This window comes from Psychrobacter sp. M17(2026) (assembly GCF_055699815.1).
In genome coordinates this window covers 2,942,877-2,959,541 of sequence record NZ_CM146741.1, presented here as the reverse complement: position 1 = coordinate 2,959,541, position 16,665 = coordinate 2,942,877, and the positions used below count along the sequence as shown (strand labels likewise).

At 42.1% G+C, this 16,665-nt stretch carries 18 protein-coding genes; 16 read left to right on the top strand and 2 right to left on the bottom strand.

The window, feature by feature from the left end; translation table 11 throughout:
* The first annotated feature begins 392 nt into the window (after nt 1–392).
* The 11 genes from atpB (at nt 393) to ACR63T_RS12565 (ending at nt 10,916) form a co-directional block, all read left to right on the top strand.
* The gene (gene atpB, locus ACR63T_RS12615) at nt 393–1,259 is read left to right on the top strand and encodes a F0F1 ATP synthase subunit A (protein ID WP_201570459.1); all 867 of its coding nucleotides are present in this window, start codon (nt 393–395) and stop codon (nt 1,257–1,259) included.
* A gap of 29 nt (nt 1,260–1,288) precedes the next feature.
* Complete coding sequence (atpE, locus tag ACR63T_RS12610) at nt 1,289–1,537, top strand: F0F1 ATP synthase subunit C (RefSeq protein ID WP_010197960.1); 249 nt, start codon at nt 1,289–1,291, stop codon at nt 1,535–1,537.
* 117 nt (nt 1,538–1,654) lie between these two features.
* Nucleotides 1,655–2,125, top strand: coding sequence for a F0F1 ATP synthase subunit B (locus ACR63T_RS12605; protein WP_305899070.1), 471 nt, complete (start codon nt 1,655–1,657; stop codon nt 2,123–2,125).
* 13 nt (nt 2,126–2,138) lie between these two features.
* Nucleotides 2,139–2,756: a F0F1 ATP synthase subunit delta gene (locus ACR63T_RS12600; protein WP_472784204.1), complete on the top strand. Its 618-nt coding sequence runs from the start codon at nt 2,139–2,141 to the stop codon at nt 2,754–2,756.
* A 97-nt stretch (nt 2,757–2,853) separates the two neighbouring features.
* Complete coding sequence (gene atpA, locus ACR63T_RS12595; RefSeq protein WP_201570456.1) at nt 2,854–4,398, top strand: F0F1 ATP synthase subunit alpha; 1,545 nt, start codon at nt 2,854–2,856, stop codon at nt 4,396–4,398.
* A gap of 232 nt (nt 4,399–4,630) precedes the next feature.
* Nucleotides 4,631–5,512: a F0F1 ATP synthase subunit gamma gene (atpG, locus tag ACR63T_RS12590; RefSeq protein ID WP_472784203.1), complete on the top strand. Its 882-nt coding sequence runs from the start codon at nt 4,631–4,633 to the stop codon at nt 5,510–5,512.
* 58 nt (nt 5,513–5,570) lie between these two features.
* Nucleotides 5,571–7,004 carry a F0F1 ATP synthase subunit beta gene (atpD, locus tag ACR63T_RS12585; protein ID WP_305899068.1) on the top strand — a complete coding sequence of 478 codons (1,434 nt, stop codon included), beginning with the start codon at nt 5,571–5,573 and terminating at the stop codon, nt 7,002–7,004.
* Between the two features lie 119 nt (nt 7,005–7,123).
* Nucleotides 7,124–7,540, top strand: coding sequence for a F0F1 ATP synthase subunit epsilon (locus ACR63T_RS12580; RefSeq protein WP_201570452.1), 417 nt, complete (start codon nt 7,124–7,126; stop codon nt 7,538–7,540).
* A gap of 552 nt (nt 7,541–8,092) precedes the next feature.
* Nucleotides 8,093–8,809, top strand: coding sequence for a response regulator (locus ACR63T_RS12575; RefSeq protein ID WP_201570451.1), 717 nt, complete (start codon nt 8,093–8,095; stop codon nt 8,807–8,809).
* Nucleotides 8,810–8,999: 190 nt separating this feature from the next.
* On the top strand, nt 9,000–10,685 hold the full coding sequence (locus ACR63T_RS12570; protein WP_472784202.1) for an ATP-binding protein: 1,686 nt from the start codon (nt 9,000–9,002) through the stop codon (nt 10,683–10,685).
* 51 nt (nt 10,686–10,736) lie between these two features.
* Nucleotides 10,737–10,916, top strand: a complete 180-nt coding sequence (locus ACR63T_RS12565) for a hypothetical protein (RefSeq protein ID WP_305899066.1) — start codon at nt 10,737–10,739, stop codon at nt 10,914–10,916.
* Between the two features lie 105 nt (nt 10,917–11,021).
* Here the strand turns inward: ACR63T_RS12565 and ACR63T_RS12560 are convergent, their stop codons facing one another.
* Nucleotides 11,022–12,494, bottom strand: a complete 1,473-nt coding sequence (locus tag ACR63T_RS12560; RefSeq protein WP_472784201.1) for an ATP-binding protein — start codon at nt 12,492–12,494, stop codon at nt 11,022–11,024.
* A gap of 223 nt (nt 12,495–12,717) precedes the next feature.
* Here ACR63T_RS12560 and rpsP point away from each other — a divergent pair, with 223 nt between their 5' ends.
* The 4 genes from rpsP (at nt 12,718) to rplS (ending at nt 15,236) form a co-directional block, all read left to right on the top strand.
* Nucleotides 12,718–12,987: a 30S ribosomal protein S16 gene (gene rpsP, locus ACR63T_RS12555; RefSeq protein ID WP_305899064.1), complete on the top strand. Its 270-nt coding sequence runs from the start codon at nt 12,718–12,720 to the stop codon at nt 12,985–12,987.
* 255 nt (nt 12,988–13,242) lie between these two features.
* On the top strand, nt 13,243–13,773 hold the full coding sequence (gene rimM, locus ACR63T_RS12550; RefSeq protein ID WP_201570442.1) for a ribosome maturation factor RimM: 531 nt from the start codon (nt 13,243–13,245) through the stop codon (nt 13,771–13,773).
* Nucleotides 13,774–13,805: 32 nt separating this feature from the next.
* Nucleotides 13,806–14,576: a tRNA (guanosine(37)-N1)-methyltransferase TrmD gene (gene trmD / locus ACR63T_RS12545; RefSeq protein ID WP_472784200.1), complete on the top strand. Its 771-nt coding sequence runs from the start codon at nt 13,806–13,808 to the stop codon at nt 14,574–14,576.
* A 228-nt stretch (nt 14,577–14,804) separates the two neighbouring features.
* A complete protein-coding gene (rplS, locus tag ACR63T_RS12540) occupies nt 14,805–15,236 on the top strand; it encodes a 50S ribosomal protein L19 (RefSeq protein WP_201570438.1) in 432 nt (143 codons plus the stop codon).
* 179 nt (nt 15,237–15,415) lie between these two features.
* Here the strand turns inward: rplS and ACR63T_RS12535 are convergent, their stop codons facing one another.
* The gene (locus ACR63T_RS12535; RefSeq protein ID WP_305899061.1) at nt 15,416–15,970 is read right to left on the bottom strand and encodes a DUF4442 domain-containing protein; all 555 of its coding nucleotides are present in this window, start codon (nt 15,968–15,970) and stop codon (nt 15,416–15,418) included.
* Nucleotides 15,971–16,125: 155 nt separating this feature from the next.
* Here ACR63T_RS12535 and ACR63T_RS12530 point away from each other — a divergent pair, with 155 nt between their 5' ends.
* Entirely contained in the window at nt 16,126–16,473 is a 348-nt protein-coding gene (locus tag ACR63T_RS12530; protein WP_472784199.1) for a hypothetical protein, read from the top strand.
* Nucleotides 16,474–16,665: the final 192 nt, after the last annotated feature.

The window sequence follows — 16,665 nt, the reverse complement described above, 5'->3', positions numbered from 1 at the left end:
ATGAATAATAGGCTTTACACGAATACAACGCTGCATTACTATACACAACTAATTGTTTTGCTCAACTTTACTAATTTGAGCAGCAGACTTGTCGAATGGATACAGACAAGCCAACATATAACCAGCTTATGTAAAATAAGCTTATATGTGAATATAAAGGGCTAGTAGTTATTACTTTCAAGCCCTTTTTTTATAGCTAAAATTTATGTAAAGCTAATAAAAACAAGTATTTGCATTAGGGTAAAAGCTAGATTGGGGTGGTTGTTATTGATTTTAAGGGCGCTGAATAGGCGTTTATTTGTCTCATTAATAAGTGAGATAAACAACCTTAGAAGATAACAACCATATTTTTGGTAGTTGAGTAAATCGTTGATTAATAAGAAGCTGAAACTATGGCAGGCGAGCAAACAACAACAGAATATATCTCTCACCATTTGACCAATTGGACGTACGGCTATTTGCCGGGCGAAGGTTGGAAGGTTGCCTATACGGCAGAAGAAGCAAGTGCTATGGGCTTTAAAGCCATCCACCTTGATTCTATGCTTTGGTCAATTGGTTTAGGCATTGTTTTCTGTGCGATCTTTTGGATGGTCGCTCGAAAAGTCACTTCAGGGGTGCCAAGCAAAACACAGGCTGCCGTTGAGATGATTGTTGAGTTCGTTGATAACAACGTCCGTGACTCTTACAGTGGCACCTCAAAGCTGATCGCGCCTTTAGCGTTGACCATCTTTGTGTGGATATTCTTGATGAACTTGATGGATTTACTACCCGTTGATTTTATCCCGATGATTGCTGGACAAATTGGCGCAATGATGGGACACGATCCGCATCATGTGTTCTTTAAGATTGTCCCAACGACTGATCCTAACATTACCCTTGGTATGTCCTTCTCTGTCTTTATCTTGATTTTATTTTATAGTATCAAAGAAAAAGGTTTAGGCGGGTTTGTTGGCGAGTTAACGCTACATCCTTTTAGCGCTAAAAACCCTATCGTACAAATTATTTTAATACCCATTAACTTCATCTTAGAGTTTGTTACCCTAATAGCCAAGCCTATCTCTTTAGGTCTACGACTATTCGGTAACATGTATGCTGGTGAGTTGATTTTCATACTGATTGCCTTGATGCCTTTTTGGATTCAGTGGGCACTATCAGTACCATGGGCGATTTTCCATATTTTAATTATTACCCTCCAAGCGTTCGTATTTATGATGCTAACGATAGTTTATATGTCACTAGCATCTTCAACTGAACATTAATTTTTCAATAGGTAAATGAGGTTACATCAATGGATCCAGTATTAGGTGGTTACACAGTTATCGCAGTAGCGCTACTTATCGGCCTTGGCGCACTAGGTACAGGTATTGGCTTTGCAATCTTAGGTGGCAAATTCTTAGAAGGCGTTGCCCGTCAACCAGAGCTTGGCTCACAGTTGCAAACCCGTATGTTCATCGTAGCAGGCTTACTTGATGCGATCCCAATGATCGGTGTTGGTATCGCTATGCTATTGTTGTTCGCAAACCCTCTAGCAGGTTAATCAGAAAGCTCAGTTGAAAATGTTTGATTTTCGATGCTTGTCTAGAAACCATAGCCAAACCTTGACTATCAAACATGGTCAATGAAACTGATTTTTCATTAACAAAGAGGTGATCACGTGAATATCAATTCTACCCTCATCGGTCAAGCCATTGCTTTTGCAATCTTTGTGATGTTCTGCATGAAGTTTGTGTGGCCACCACTTATCGGTGCTATTAATGAGCGTCAGCGCAAAATCGCTGAAGGCTTAAATGCCGCTGAAAAAGCAAAAGCCGACCTGGCGACCGCAGAGCAAGATGTAGAGCAAGAGCTTAACCTTGCTAAAACCCGTGCGGCTGCGCTCATTGAGCAGGCGAATAAAAGCGCTAATCAACTTGTTGAAGACGCCAAATCGCAAGCACAAATAGAAGGCGAGCGTATTCGTCAGCAAGCACAAGCGGCAATCGACCAAGAAATCAATCAAGCGCGTGAGTCATTACGTAATCAAGTTGCAGAGCTTGCAGTCCTTGGTGCTGAGAAGATTTTGCAAGAAAAAGTCGATATGCAAAAACATGCCAGCATGTTAGATCAACTGGCGGCGAAGCTGTAATTGTGAGGATATAATGGCTGACTTATCAACCTTAGCACGACCCTATGCAAAAGCTGCGTTTGACTATGCTAACGAGCACGGCGTAGTCAACGCGTGGGAAGACTTTTTATTCGTTGCCAGCACTATTGTCAGTGATAAATCGTTCCACACTATGCTAGACAATCCAGCGGTTAGCGCTGAGCATAAGTCAGCGGCTTTGACTGATCTTTATGATACGCAAGTAGCTGGTGATGGCGAGTCTGCTTTTAAGCAGTTATTAAGTGCAACCAAAGGCTCTAGTGATAGCTCAAGCTCTCCTAAAGTATCTGCGGCGCTTAGCAACTTTGTCAATCAGTTAGCAGAGCAAGAGCGTTTAGCTTTGCTGCCTGAGGTTTACGAGCATTATCGTCGTCACAAAGCGATTAGCCTAAAGCAGCTCGACGCTTATGTAACCACAGCTTATCCATTGACAGTGGCTCAACGTGAACAGATACAAACCCGTCTCTCCACTTCGCTCAATGCTAGTGTGGTGATCCACGAAACCGTTGACCCTAGTCTTTTAGCAGGCGCTACCATAAAAGTCGGTGACAAGATCATTGATGATTCGGTGCGCGGCAAGTTAAAACAGTTAAAAACACAGCTAACGGCTTAATACGTTCTACAGACACTATCGAGCTAAAGATGGCTTGGAGTGTTAGTAGGCATCTTTAAGCACGCAAGCGGTATCATAAATTAAAGGAATCCAGGCAATGCAACAATTGAATCCAGCGGAAATCAGTAGTCTGATTAAGCAGCGTATTCAAGACCTTGATGCGGGTGCAACTGCAAAGAATGAAGGCACGATTGTCAAAGTATCTGACGGTATCGTGCAGATTCATGGTCTTGAAGATGCCATGTATGGCGAAATGATCGAGTTTGAAGGCGAAATCTACGGTATGGCGCTGAACTTAGAGCGTGATTCTGTCGGTGCAGTAGTCTTAGGTGATTATCTAAAATTACAAGAAGGCCAAAAGGCTTATTGTACAGGTCGTATTCTTGAAGTACCTGTAGGCCCTGAGCTGCTAGGACGTGTTGTTGATGCCCTAGGTAATCCTATCGATGGCAAAGGCCCTATCGATGCCAAAATGACTGATAAAGTCGAGAAAATCGCCCCGGGCGTTATTGATCGTCAATCAGTGGATCAACCAGTAATGACGGGCTATAAAGCCGTTGATACGATGATTCCAATCGGTCGTGGTCAGCGTGAGCTTATCATTGGTGACCGTCAGACGGGTAAAACCGCGATGGCGATTGATGCGATTATTGCTCAGAAATCATCTGGCATCAAATGTGTTTATGTGGCTATTGGTCAGAAGCGTTCTACGATCGCTAACGTTGTACGTAAGCTTGAGCAAACTGGCGCACTTGAGTATACCACAGTAGTAGTCGCGTCAGCCTCAGAGCCAGCAGCACTACAGTATATCGCACCATATTCAGGTTGTACGATGGGTGAGTATTTCCGTGACCGCGGTGAAGATGCGTTAATCATCTTTGATGATTTATCAAAGCAAGCGGTTGCTTATCGTCAGATATCACTGTTGCTACGTCGTCCACCAGGTCGTGAAGCTTATCCTGGAGATGTATTCTATCTTCATTCACGTTTACTTGAGCGTGCATCACGCGTCAACGCAGCGTATGTAGAGAAGTTCACTAATGGTGAAGTGGTTGGTAAAACAGGTTCTTTGACTGCATTGCCGATTATTGAAACTCAAGCGGGTGACGTATCTGCATTCGTACCAACTAACGTAATTTCAATTACTGATGGTCAGATCTTCTTAGAGTCAAGCCTATTTAACTCAGGTATCCGTCCAGCAGTTAACGCTGGTATCTCGGTATCTCGTGTTGGTGGTGCAGCGCAAACGAAGATCATTAAGAAATTATCTGGTGGTATTCGTACTGCACTGGCTCAGTATCGTGAATTAGCAGCCTTTGCTCAGTTTGCATCAGATCTTGATGATGCGACGCGCGAACAGTTGGATCATGGTGAGCGTGTGACTGAACTGATGAAACAAAAACAATATCAGCCCATGTCTATCTCTGAGCAAGCCGCTGTTATCTATGCTTCAAATGAAGGTTTCTTAGCAGACGTACCTGTCGATAAGATTGGCTCTTTTGAAGAAGCTTACTTGCGTTATATGCACGATGAGCAATCTGACTTAATGAATGAGATTGATGAAACAGCAAACTATAATGATGATATTGCTGGTCGTTTGAAATCATCTGTTGAGACTTTTAAACAAAACCACAGTTACTAATTTAGCAGTTACTAGGTTAATAGTTACTGAGTTAACAAATACTAAGTTAGTAAATACTAAGTTAACGGGTTAAGCTAATCTAGCTGATAGTAAGGATAGTGGCACGTTTTTTAAATCCGTGTCACTACCTATAAGCAGCAGCATATAATTGCGTAGTGTTATTTAATAGTAGTTGTGTTTTTTATTTAAATAGTGCGTCAATGCTTTTTAACCCTCTTATATTGGAATCATTATGGCAAGCTTAAAAGAGATACGTGCCAAAGTCACCAGTATTAAAAGCACCCAAAAAATTACTCGTGCTATGCAAATGGTAGCGGCGAGTAAGATGCGCCGAGCTCAAGAGCGCATGAGTGTGGGTCGCCCGTATGCCGATAGTATGCGCCGGGTTATCTCGCATTTGGTGCATGCCTCATCAGACTATAAGCATCCATATATGGTAACGCGCCCAGTTAATAAAGTGGGCTATATCGTTATCACCTCAGATCGAGGTCTAGCGGGTGGTTTGAATATTAACTTATTCAAAGCTTTATCAAAAAATATTCAACAGTATCAAGACCAGTCCGTAGACGCTGAGTTTGCCGTTATTGGTTCTAAAGGCGTCAGCTTTTTTAAGAGCTTCGGCGGTAAAGTTACCTCAGCTGTGACTGATTATGGCGATAAGCCAACCTTTGAGCAGATTAACTCGCCTGTGCAAGCTATGCTTGATGACTATAATAAAGGCAATATAGATCGTATCTATGTGGTTTATAACCAATTCATCAATGCGATGACTCAAAAGCCTACAGTTAATCAGCTGGTACCATTACCAGAGAATGCTTTAAACGATGAAGAGAGCGGTATAAAAACCGAACTGAGCTGGGATTATATCTACGAGCCTGATGTCAAAACTTTGATTGATGAATTGCTTGGGCGTTATATCGAATCGATCGTCTATCAAGCGGTTATGGAAAACATTGCTTCAGAGCAGTCATCACGTATGGTTGCAATGAAAGCGGCAACCGATAATGCTGGCGACTTAATCAACGATTTACAACTGGTTTATAACAAGCTGCGTCAAGCGGCGATTACCCGAGAGATCTCGGAAATCGTTGGCGGTGCTGCTGCTGTTTCATAATTGATCCTCTTTATGAGATATGAAACCCCTATATATATAGAAGTTAAAGGAGAACGCAATGAGTAGCGGTCGTATTGTACAGATTATTGGCGCGGTTCTTGACGTTGAGTTCAACCGTAACGAAGTTCCACAGATTTATGATGCCCTGCAAGTTGATGGCACCGAAACCACTTTAGAAGTACAGCAGCAGTTGGGTGATGGCATCGTACGTACGATTGCTATGGGCTCAACCGAAGGCCTCAAGCGCAACCTACCGGTTACTAACACTGGTGGTCCAATTTCTGTGCCAGTAGGTGTTGGTACGCTAGGTCGTATTATGGATGTTCTTGGACGTCCTATCGATGAAGAAGGTCCTGTCGTTGCTGATGAGCGCTGGTCTATTCACCGTGACGCGCCAAGCTATGCTGACCAATCAAACAGCACTGAGCTTTTAGAGACAGGTATCAAGGTAATTGACTTACTTTGCCCGTTTGCTAAAGGTGGTAAAGTTGGTTTGTTCGGTGGTGCGGGTGTCGGTAAAACGGTCAATATGATGGAACTGATCAACAACATCGCATTGAAACACGAAGGTCTATCAGTTTTCGCTGGTGTTGGTGAGCGTACTCGTGAAGGAAATGACTTCTATCACGAAATGCAAGACGCTGGTGTTGTCAATACCGAAGACTTTAGCAAATCTAAAGTAGCGATGGTATACGGCCAGATGAATGAGCCACCGGGTAACCGTTTACGTGTTGCACTGTCTGGTTTGACTATGGCTGAATATTTCCGTGATACGAAAGATCCTGCTACTGGTAAAGGCCGTGACGTATTGCTGTTTGTAGACAATATCTATCGCTATACACTAGCCGGTACTGAAGTGTCAGCACTGCTAGGTCGTATGCCATCAGCAGTTGGTTATCAGCCAACGCTAGCGGAAGAGATGGGTATGCTTCAAGAGCGTATCACGTCAACTCAATCAGGTTCTATTACTTCAGTTCAAGCGGTCTATGTACCAGCCGATGATTTGACCGATCCATCACCTGCTACGACTTTTGCTCACTTGGATGCAACGGTTGTATTGAGCCGTGATATCGCATCACAAGGTATCTATCCTGCAGTTGATCCATTGGATTCAACCTCACGTCAGCTTGATCCACAAGTGATCGGTGAAGAGCATTATAATGTCGCTCGTGGCGTACAGGAAGTATTGCAGAGCTATAAAGAATTGAAAGATATCATCGCCATTCTCGGTATGGATGAGCTGTCAGAAGAAGATAAACTAACCGTTTATCGCGCACGTAAGATTCAGCGCTTCTTATCACAGCCATTCCACGTTGCTGAGATCTTCACCGGCGCACCTGGTAAATATGTCCCACTACGCGATACCATTGCTAGCTTTAAAGCGATCATCGCGGGTGAATATGATGATTTACCAGAGCAAGCTTTCTATATGGCAGGCGGTATCGATGAAGTGGTCGCTAAAGCTGAAAAAATGAAATCTACCGCAGCATAAGTCGTTACGACATTAAGCGAGTGCATAAATTATGATCTATGTACTCGCTTATATTGTAGATTTATAACTGCAGATTTTATAGCTGCTTTTAGAACCGTTTTTAAAACATGGAGTTTAGTATGGCAACGTTACAATGTCGCGTCGTAAGTGCCCGTGAAGAGTTATATTCAGGGGAGATTAGTATGCTGATCGCCACTGGAGTTGAAGGTGAAATCGGGATATTGCCAGGCCACACGCCACTTATTACTTTGCTAAAGCCAGGCGCAATGCGCGTACAAACAGCAAATGGTGAGGAAGAAGTTATCTATGTTTCAGGCGGTGTTTTAGAAGTTCAGCCGCAGATGGTAACTATCTTAGCAGATACGGCTATGCGTGCGCACAACCTTGATGAAAGCAAAATCGTTGAAGCTCGCCGTCAAGCGGAGCAGATGCTAGTTAATCAGTCTGATACGCTGCAAACTAATGCTGCACTAGCATCTCTTGCAGAGTCAGTAGCGCAGTTGCAAACTATCCGCAAGTACCAAAACCGCAGCTAACCTCGTTACTAATTTGGTAGAATATAATTAATATTCTTTATTAAAAAAACAGTCCATTAGGGGCTGTTTTTTTATGGCATCTTTATAATTATTATTGATATTCATCGAATGACGCTCAAGCGCTAGCAAATAAGCGTTTTTAATAAAATTTACTAGCAGTATCCTTAATATTTCGTTATATTATCAAGCAGATAATTTTGCTATAAATACTAGAAAATGACTGCTCAATCATTAATAAATTTATAATAGGGATTATTTATATTAGAATAATGTCTATATGGCAGCTTATATTGAATATATTAGAAATATTGGACGTATACTAAAGTTTTAATCTGTATTGTTTATAGGTTTTGTTAGTAACAATAGGCTATAGTATAGGAAGCCCTATGCTTTGTACTGCAATAAGTAACGATAACTTAAGCTAGTAAGTTAATACAAATACCAACATAAAGGCATGAATAGTCATAGAATAAATCGTGCTATTTTATTGTGCTGTTAATATTTATGAGTTAACTTTTTTATTTTAATTAAGATGTATTAGAGGACACCAAAATGACAACAAATGATGACGATAATACCCCTCGAATTTTGATTGTTGAGGATGATGAGCGTCTGGCCATGTTGACACAAGATTATTTGGTCAAAAACGGCTTAGAAGTAGCAATTGAGACCGATGGTAACCGCGCTATCCGTCGTATTGTAAGTGAACAACCTGATTTAGTAGTGCTCGATGTTATGCTACCTGGTAGCGATGGCTTGACGGTCTGCCGTGAAGTACGTCCTCATTATCAAAACCCTATTTTGATGTTGACGGCGCGCACCGAAGATATGGATCAAGTACTAGGTTTAGAGATGGGCGCTGATGATTATGTTGCCAAGCCTGCACAACCACGAGTATTGCTTGCTCGTATCCGTGCCTTGTTGCGTCGCTCTGAGAATGCACCATCAGAAGATGTACCGCAGCGTTTAGAGTTCGGTGAATTGGTTATTGATAATGGTGGTCGTTCGGTAATGCTAGGCGAAGAGCTTGTCGATTTTACTAGTGCTGAATATGATTTATTATGGCTATTAGCTTCTAACGCAGGTCGTATTTTGTCACGCGAAGATATCTTTGAGCGTCTGCGCGGTATTGAGTATGATGGTCAGGATCGCTCTATCGATGTGCGTATCTCACGTATTCGTCCAAAAATCGGTGATGATCCTGAAAATCCAAAACGCATTAAGACTGTGCGTAGCAAAGGCTATTTGTTTGTAAAAGAAGGCAATTAAATTTTCTGGTTCTTTTAAGATAGTCTATTGATAGTTAATTACTGAAAAACCAGCGCTATGCTGGTTTTTTTAGGGCTAAATTTTAATTTTTTAACCTTATTATTAGTATTATATGGTTTAATTAGCTGCTATAAATAAAAAGCGCTCTATTTTTATCTCATTCACATTCAACCGTTTGGTCACGACACGTATGTCATTAATCTCTTCGTTAAAACACAGTATCTTCGTTCGTATCTATGGTGGACTCTTGATTGTCTGTCTATGTGTGGCTTTATTTGCACAGCTTTTGATGGATACTATTAATAAAGAGCGTGTCCAGTCTTATCGCGAAAATATGGCGACAGGTGCTTTTTATTTAGTAAGTGAAGGAATTTCTCGTCAAGAAAGCGAGTCTCAGCGCGAATATTGGTTATCAGATGCCAGCAGTCTTTTTGGCTCAAGCTTTCGCGTGCTACCGATTAAAGAAATAGATTTTAGCTCAAGTGAGCTACGTCGTTTTGAAGATGATAAGACTGTTGTACGCTATGTGTCTCAACCAACTTTTGCTGACGTTTATCATCGCCTACCAGATGGTGAGAGTGTATTGACGGTCAGAATATCACAAGTGACCGAGCAGCAAGTACGTGCTATGGCAGTGTTCTTATTAGATGATTTGTCCTATTATGCCAAGATATCGGAAAAACGTGACCGTTTAAGCCAATTATCAGAGAAATTTGCGTTTCCATTGACCCTGAAGGGTATTAATAGCTTAAATTTGGATAGCGATCAGTTAGCCCGTTTGCGCCGTGATGAAGTGGTGATTTTGTTTCAAGATACGAGCAGTAGCCAAGGCAGCTCTTCGATCAAAATTATTGTGCCATCTGAGATCAATGATATGGTCGTGATGATGGGACCTGTACCGCTCTTTAATTGGTTTCCACTGAATCTTATTATCAGTATGGTACTGATTAGTATGTTCTTGATAAGTTTAGGTGTCTATGCGCTTATCTTTCCCCTTGAGCGCAAATTGCAGCTGATTCAAGTTGGGGTTAATGAGGTTAGCGAAGGCAATCTCGATATTCAGGTGCAAGTGATAGGCCAAGATGAAATTGCGCGTTTGTCAGCAACTTTTAATGCTATGACATCACATATCAAACGTTTGATTGAATCTCAGCGTGAGCTGACACGCGCGGTATCTCATGAGCTGCGTACACCCGTTGCTCGTATCCGCTTTGCCGTTGATATGCTCGCAGATACTGAGGATGAAGACTCACGGTTTCAGCAGCGTGATTTTATTGACGAAGATATTGAATCTCTAAATGGTCTAATTGATGAAATCTTAACGTATGCTAAATTAGAGGAAGGCTCGCCTAAGCTTGATTTAGAGTCGGTAAATCTAAAAGAGCTGATAGAGCAGATCGTGCGTGAGACGAATGCTTTAGGCAAAGATATTAAGATCGTGGGGAACCCGCCTAATACAAAAGTAACGGCTATTGCTGATCGTCGCTATTTACATCGCGTCATTCAGAACTTGGCTGGTAACGCTCTACGCTATGCAGAGACGACGATTGTTATTAGCGCTGGAGTCAAAAAAGGTGACGCTTTTGTGATGGTTGAAGATGATGGGCATGGTATTCCGGAGGCGGATCGCGAAAAGGTATTTATTCCTTTTGCCCGCTTAGATGATAGTCGTACCCGCGCTTCTGGTGGCTATGGATTGGGCTTATCGATAGTATCACGCATTGCTTTTTGGTTTAATGGTATTATGAGTGTAGACGAGAGTCCTGATCTTGGCGGTGCTCGCTTTACTATGACTTGGCCGATAAAACCTCTGACCCAAACTATTTCAGCTGATCAAATCACTCAAGATCAAAGCGAGAGAAGTTTTGAGAGCTAGTTCAAAAATTTTGCAGCTTATGCATAAAACTATAAAATAGGAGGGTAATTAATGCCTTATTTATTTGGTGCTCTAGTACTTTTGAATGCTATTACCTTAGGGTATTACTTATTTTTACAGCAGCCAAGCGCCACCGATAGCCTACAAAAGGCGCAATCTGAAATTACCCAGCCCTTGGTTTTTGCGAATAGCGCGGCTTATATTCCACCGCCTATTGGGGAAAGAGAGTAGTAAGTATCATTGCTAAGTGTACAGGTTAAGGCTGCTGAGCTAAAAGTAAGTTAGTATTTTGCTGGTAGGTTGATCTTGAGCAGCTATGTTAGCGCGAATTGACCTTTATTCGCCTTTGATAACGTTATCAGGGTTAGGTAAGGTTTTAGTATCAATAGCTGCTGTATCAGCGTCTGTGACTTTAGATATTAGAGGAATACGGACGCAGACTTGCAAGCCGCCATGCGGATGATTAGTAGCTTCGACTTTGCCATGATGTAGTTCAGCAATACGATTCACAATCGCCAGTCCCAATCCGCTACCTTGAGTGGTACGAGCCGTCTCACCGCGCTCAAAGGGCTGCATGATGCGCTCTAGCTGATCCTCTGCTACCCCATCACCGCAATCACGCACACAAATCACTAATTGCTCTTGCGCTTCTTTGTTCATATCGCTCTCGCTAATTACATCTTCATCTACTACGATTTCAGTTTCAATAAATGTCGGGACGATAGTCGCAGATAGATAAATCGGTGGTTTACCGTAGCGATTGGCATTATTGACTAAGTTTATGATTAGGCGCTTGATTGACAAGGGGCGTATCGGTACTGCTTTATCGCAATCAGACTGATAAACAAACTTCATCGGCGCAAACTGCACCATAATCTCTTTAAATATCGTATCTAAATTGGTTAGACGAACAGGCTCATCAGAACCATCTTTCATAAAAGAGATGAACTGCTCAAGGATCGCATCCATATCTTCAATGTCGTAAATAAGACCTTCACGAAAAAAGTCATCAGGCAACATCTCTGCAGTCAGACGCATCCGTGTCAATGGTGTACGCAAGTCATGAGAGATACCTGCCAGCATAATAGTACGCTCTTTTTGCGCTTGATTAAGCGTCGTAAATAGCCTATTGAACGCGGTATTGACTTGACGGATTTCGGTTGGCCCATTATCAATCGGTAAAGTTGTTGCATGCCCCAAACGAATATAGTTAGTTGCCGCACGTTGCAAGTGCCGCAGCGGTCGATTGAGCTGACGCGCCAATAAAATAATAGTTAACAGCGTCAATATTGGTAGCCCAAGTAAGAATAAGAATAATAGTACAGGACTATATTGGGAGTAGTAAACAACAGATTCACGTATCCAAAAGCTAGTGTCACGGCTATCTTGTATCCAAATCTGCGGGGTAGGCTTGAACTTAAAGTAGACCTCTACTGGACGCCCCAGCTGCGCGCTGATCTCACGCTGTAATACATCGGTAAATAATCCTACAAAAGCCTTGTCTGAAACTTCTGGAAAGTCGTTAGGATTATTTACCACAACGACATGCGAGTGGTTATAAACCCAGCGTTGTACTTTCAAATCATCTTGCCAGTCTTTTTTTACGCTATTTATTAAGCGCAGCTCGCTCGTTAGATAACGAGCATGACTCTTTAGCTCAGGCAGATAAAGGCTTCGCCAAAAAAACCAGATGCTCAAGCCAACACTGATAATGACAATAAAGGCGACCACCAAAGTCGTCTTCCAGCTGTTAGAGTAAGAGCGAGAAAATAAGCTTTGGCGACGTGTACGTGAGCTTGGAGGTGTCATATCAGTTGTGGCTCTAGCAAGTCAATAGTAGCCTAAAGTATAGTGCAATAGCCCTTATTGTGCCATGAGACATTCAAGATTTTCATAAAGCATGAGGTATGAGGCAGACTTCGATAAGCTGATGTTATAAAAGCATTAAATAAACACAGTTTAGGTGTTTAATCAAAAAATACTATGTTATAATTACGCCCTTTTTGGTATACCTGCGAAAGAGAGAATTCACATGGTTGTTATTCGTTTAGCACGGGGCGGTGCCAAGAAACGCCCGTTTTATCAAGTAGTAGTTGCTGATCAACGCCGCGCGCGTGATGGCCGTTACATCGAAAACATTGGCTTTTTTAATCCGCTAGCTAAAGATTCAGAAGAGTCTGTACGCGTTAACATGGAAGCGTATCAGTCTTGGATCGACAAAGGCGCACAGCCTTCAGATCGCGTTGCATCAATAGTTAAGTCTTACACTAAAGCTGCTGCTACCACTGAAGCTACGGCCTAAGTAGTAAACGCAGAGCTTATAATATAAACAGCTGATTTAACAATGTTAACTAAGCTTTTATAGTATTTAGCTTGCATTAATACAGTTTTTGAAATACTGCGTAACTGGTTAATCCAAGTGCGCTATTAACTGTTTATTGCTGCTGTAAGCTTATTGTTGCAATAAAAATTTATTGTTTTGATAAGTAGTTGCTAGATTTTATAGTAGTCATTACTTATTGTTTATTATCATTTATAAAAAGCTAGGTTCGCCGCTATGTCATCTGCTCCAGATCCTAAAGCCTTGATGAAAATCGCTCAGCTCAAAAAGCCTTATGGCATAAAAGGCTGGGTATGGGTATTTAGTGAAACGGATAATCGCGAAGACATCTTTGCTATGCAGCCGTGGTGGATGAAAACTGCCACTGGTATGCAGCCATTGACTGTCAAAGCGTGGCGTCAGCAAGGATCGGGAATTGTTGCTCAGTTTGAGCAAGTACCTGATCGTAATGTGGCTGAGACTATGAACGGAGTTACCGTTTGGGTCGAAGACGTATTACCAGAGACGGCGGCAGATGAGTATTATTGGTCAGACTTGGTGGGCTTGAAAGTCATCAATGAACAAGACGAGTATTTGGGCGACATCACTGAAATGTTTGAAACGGGTGCTCACGATATAATGCGAGTAGCGGTTACCTCAGACAGTTTAGATAATGAAGAGCGCCTGATACCTTGGCATAAGCAAACGGTTATGCAAGTCGATATGGCTAGCAAAACGGTAGTGGTTGCTTGGCCAAGCGACTATTAATACGCATCAATATTTATCGCTATGGGATTTAGATGTATTTTGCCGTGATTAGTATTTTCCCTGAGATGTTTGCCTCGATTCGTGATTTTGGTATTACGGGACGAGCTAGCGCTCAAGGTCAGGTCAAGATTGATTGCATCAACCCACGCGATTATACCGCTGATAATTACCGCCGTATCGATGAGCGCCCCTATGGTGGTGGTCCTGGTATGGTAATGATGGCAGAGCCGCTAGCACAAGCGATTGATGATGCTCGCGGCCGTGCAAGTCAGCATGGTTGTCGTATTGATGCGGCGCATTGCCCAGTGATCTATATGTCCCCACAAGGACAGACGCTGAGCGAGAATAGTGTGCTTGAGATGAGCGATTACGATGGCATGATTATATTATGTGGTCGTTATGAGGGCATTGATGAGCGTCTACTTATGCACTATGTCGATAGTGAAGTGTCCATTGGGGATTATGTCCTCACAGGCGGTGAACTACCAGCGATGGTGCTTATGGACAGTGTGATACGTCGTCTGCCTGATACTATGGGCGACGATCAGTCTGCAATACAAGACTCGTTTGTCGATGGTTTGCTGGACTGCCCACATTATACTAAGCCACATGAGTATGCGGGCATGAGCGTCCCTGAAGTACTACTATCAGGTCATCATGCTAATATCGCCAAATGGCGTTTTGGTCAGCAAGTTGCTCGAACCCAAGCGCGTCGGCCAGACTTATGGCAAGCGTTCACGCCAAATGCTCAGCAAGCGAAATGGCTAAAAGCTCTAGCGAAATCTGATAGCAATAGCCATTAAATAAATGATAGCAATAACGGCTTTAAAAGTTAATTTATAAGTTTTATATAATAACTGAACAGGTCATAAAATAATGGCCGTTTACCAAACCCTTATCCTGTATGTGACTATTTCTTAATTATACTTTTCATCATGAAGTTTAACTATAGATGATTCAGATACAATCCATTATTACAAACAGGTGATATGCGCATAGCCTCTATTATCTAATGTGAGGAGATAACTCTCATGAGCAACAAACATCCATTAGTGCAAAGTGTTGAAAACTCTCAATTGCGTGAGCATCCGAAATTTAGCCCTGGCGACACGGTTGTCGTACAAGTAAAAGTTCGTGAAGGCGAACGTGAGCGTTTACAGGCTTTTGAAGGCGTAGTAATCGCTAAGCGTAACCGTGGTCTAAACTCAGCATTCACCGTGCGTAAAATTTCAAGCGGTGTTGGTGTTGAGCGTGCATTCCAGTTGCATTCACCTATTATCGATAGCATCGAATTGAAACGCCGTGGTGCGGTTCGTCGTGCGAAACTTTACTACTTACGTGAGCGTTCTGGTAAATCAGCACGTATCCGCGAAAAGTTGGGCGCACGTCCAGCGAAGCCTAGCGCTCAGAAAAAGACTGATGCCGGCGTTCCTGATGCTGTTGACACTGCACCAGGTATCTAAGCTGAGATCTGCTACAAGCCCTTATTTATAGGTTTATTATATTAATAAGTAGGCGTACCAAAAAAGACAAAACCCCAGTTTGTGCTAATGCCAAACTGGGGTTTTTGTATCTATAACTTAAGATAGTAGACTTTAAATTAAATTAAGTTAAGTTTTAATTGTTTAAGTAAAAATGCTCTCTAATCAATAGCCGCTATAGGGCTACTTTGATCTTTAGATTTGCTGTGATTACGCAAACGGATATAAACGGTTTTGGTTACGGTAGCGATGACTTTTTGCTGAGTATCAACAATCTCAGTTTTATAATTACGAAATACTGCTTCGCCATCCTCGGCCAGCTTGCGAATTTGAGCAATTTCATCGTTGGGTATTTTTATACGGGCAGTGACTTTGGTCTTACCTGGCGCTATAAACTCAATGTGCGAGCTTTTATCCCAGACTACATAGCTGCCACCAAGCTGATGCAATAGCATAGTCATATAAAACGGGTCGATCATCGAATATAAGCTACCGCCAAACTGGGTACCGACAATGTTTTTATTAAGCGCATTTAGACCCATGCTGACCACACATAGCCCTTGATCTAAGTCAACATGCTCAACCTTAATGCCAGCGCCGACATAAGGCGCGTAGCTGTTAATACGCAGCTTCAACAAATGCGGAGATAGTAGCGGCATGATATTCTTTTTAGTTTTACGCTTAAAGGTTTCAAAATTCTTCGGTAATAGGCTCATACAGATATCCTGTGGTATTTTTATAATTATCGCAAGGGTTCAACACGCCCTGAGCTTTTGTACGCTCTAAGCTGATAAAAGAGGTCTATAATAATTAATAATGGAATTATCTACCAGTCTTAATGCGTAACTGGTTTAAAAGCAGGGAAATAATTATGTCTCATAATAATAATTTAACTACTACGCAAAGCGATATTAATACTGACAGCGCTTGTGAGTTATGTGCTCGTACTGAGTTGCCACTGACTCACCATCATCTTATCCCACTGGCACGGCACAATAAAACTCGGACCCAGCGCCATTTTAGCCGCGTAGCAATGAAAACCGATATTGCTATGCTCTGTCGACCTTGCCACAGTCAAGTGCATCGACTGTTCGATAACCATGAACTGGCGAGCTACTATCACAGCGTTGAGCGTTTGCAAGCACATAGTGAAGTAAAAAAATTTATCAATTGGGTAAAAAAACGTCCAGCGGGTCTAAAAATAAGAGTTAGACACTAAACTATATTTTATCGGCCAGTGTTTAAGATATCCATAATGTTAGTGTTGATACATTTTGTATCTTTTTAACGGCTAATTTGGCATATGCTGCTCGAATCTGAAAACCTTGTAACTTACAATAGCTATCAATTTGTGTTGGGCGGCTCATTTGTTTACTAAAACAAATAATCGTCTGCCGCACTCAAATAGTTC

What these genes read in the sequence shown, in the direction of transcription:
- atpB (WP_201570459.1), top strand. Translation starts at nt 393, where the DNA reads ATGGCAGGCGAGCAAACAACAACAGAATATATCTCTCACCATTTGACC.
- atpE (WP_010197960.1), top strand. Translation starts at nt 1,289, where the DNA reads ATGGATCCAGTATTAGGTGGTTACACAGTTATCGCAGTAGCGCTACTT.
- ACR63T_RS12600 (WP_472784204.1), top strand. Translation starts at nt 2,139, where the DNA reads ATGGCTGACTTATCAACCTTAGCACGACCCTATGCAAAAGCTGCGTTT.
- atpA (WP_201570456.1), top strand. Translation starts at nt 2,854, where the DNA reads ATGCAACAATTGAATCCAGCGGAAATCAGTAGTCTGATTAAGCAGCGT.
- atpG (WP_472784203.1), top strand. Translation starts at nt 4,631, where the DNA reads ATGGCAAGCTTAAAAGAGATACGTGCCAAAGTCACCAGTATTAAAAGC.
- atpD (WP_305899068.1), top strand. Translation starts at nt 5,571, where the DNA reads ATGAGTAGCGGTCGTATTGTACAGATTATTGGCGCGGTTCTTGACGTT.
- ACR63T_RS12580 (WP_201570452.1), top strand. Translation starts at nt 7,124, where the DNA reads ATGGCAACGTTACAATGTCGCGTCGTAAGTGCCCGTGAAGAGTTATAT.
- ACR63T_RS12575 (WP_201570451.1), top strand. Translation starts at nt 8,093, where the DNA reads ATGACAACAAATGATGACGATAATACCCCTCGAATTTTGATTGTTGAG.
- ACR63T_RS12570 (WP_472784202.1), top strand. Translation starts at nt 9,000, where the DNA reads ATGTCATTAATCTCTTCGTTAAAACACAGTATCTTCGTTCGTATCTAT.
- ACR63T_RS12565 (WP_305899066.1), top strand. Translation starts at nt 10,737, where the DNA reads ATGCCTTATTTATTTGGTGCTCTAGTACTTTTGAATGCTATTACCTTA.
- ACR63T_RS12560 (WP_472784201.1), bottom strand. Translation starts at nt 12,494, where the DNA reads ATGACACCTCCAAGCTCACGTACACGTCGCCAAAGCTTATTTTCTCGC.
- rpsP (WP_305899064.1), top strand. Translation starts at nt 12,718, where the DNA reads ATGGTTGTTATTCGTTTAGCACGGGGCGGTGCCAAGAAACGCCCGTTT.
- rimM (WP_201570442.1), top strand. Translation starts at nt 13,243, where the DNA reads ATGTCATCTGCTCCAGATCCTAAAGCCTTGATGAAAATCGCTCAGCTC.
- trmD (WP_472784200.1), top strand. Translation starts at nt 13,806, where the DNA reads ATGTATTTTGCCGTGATTAGTATTTTCCCTGAGATGTTTGCCTCGATT.
- rplS (WP_201570438.1), top strand. Translation starts at nt 14,805, where the DNA reads ATGAGCAACAAACATCCATTAGTGCAAAGTGTTGAAAACTCTCAATTG.
- ACR63T_RS12535 (WP_305899061.1), bottom strand. Translation starts at nt 15,970, where the DNA reads ATGAGCCTATTACCGAAGAATTTTGAAACCTTTAAGCGTAAAACTAAA.
- ACR63T_RS12530 (WP_472784199.1), top strand. Translation starts at nt 16,126, where the DNA reads ATGTCTCATAATAATAATTTAACTACTACGCAAAGCGATATTAATACT.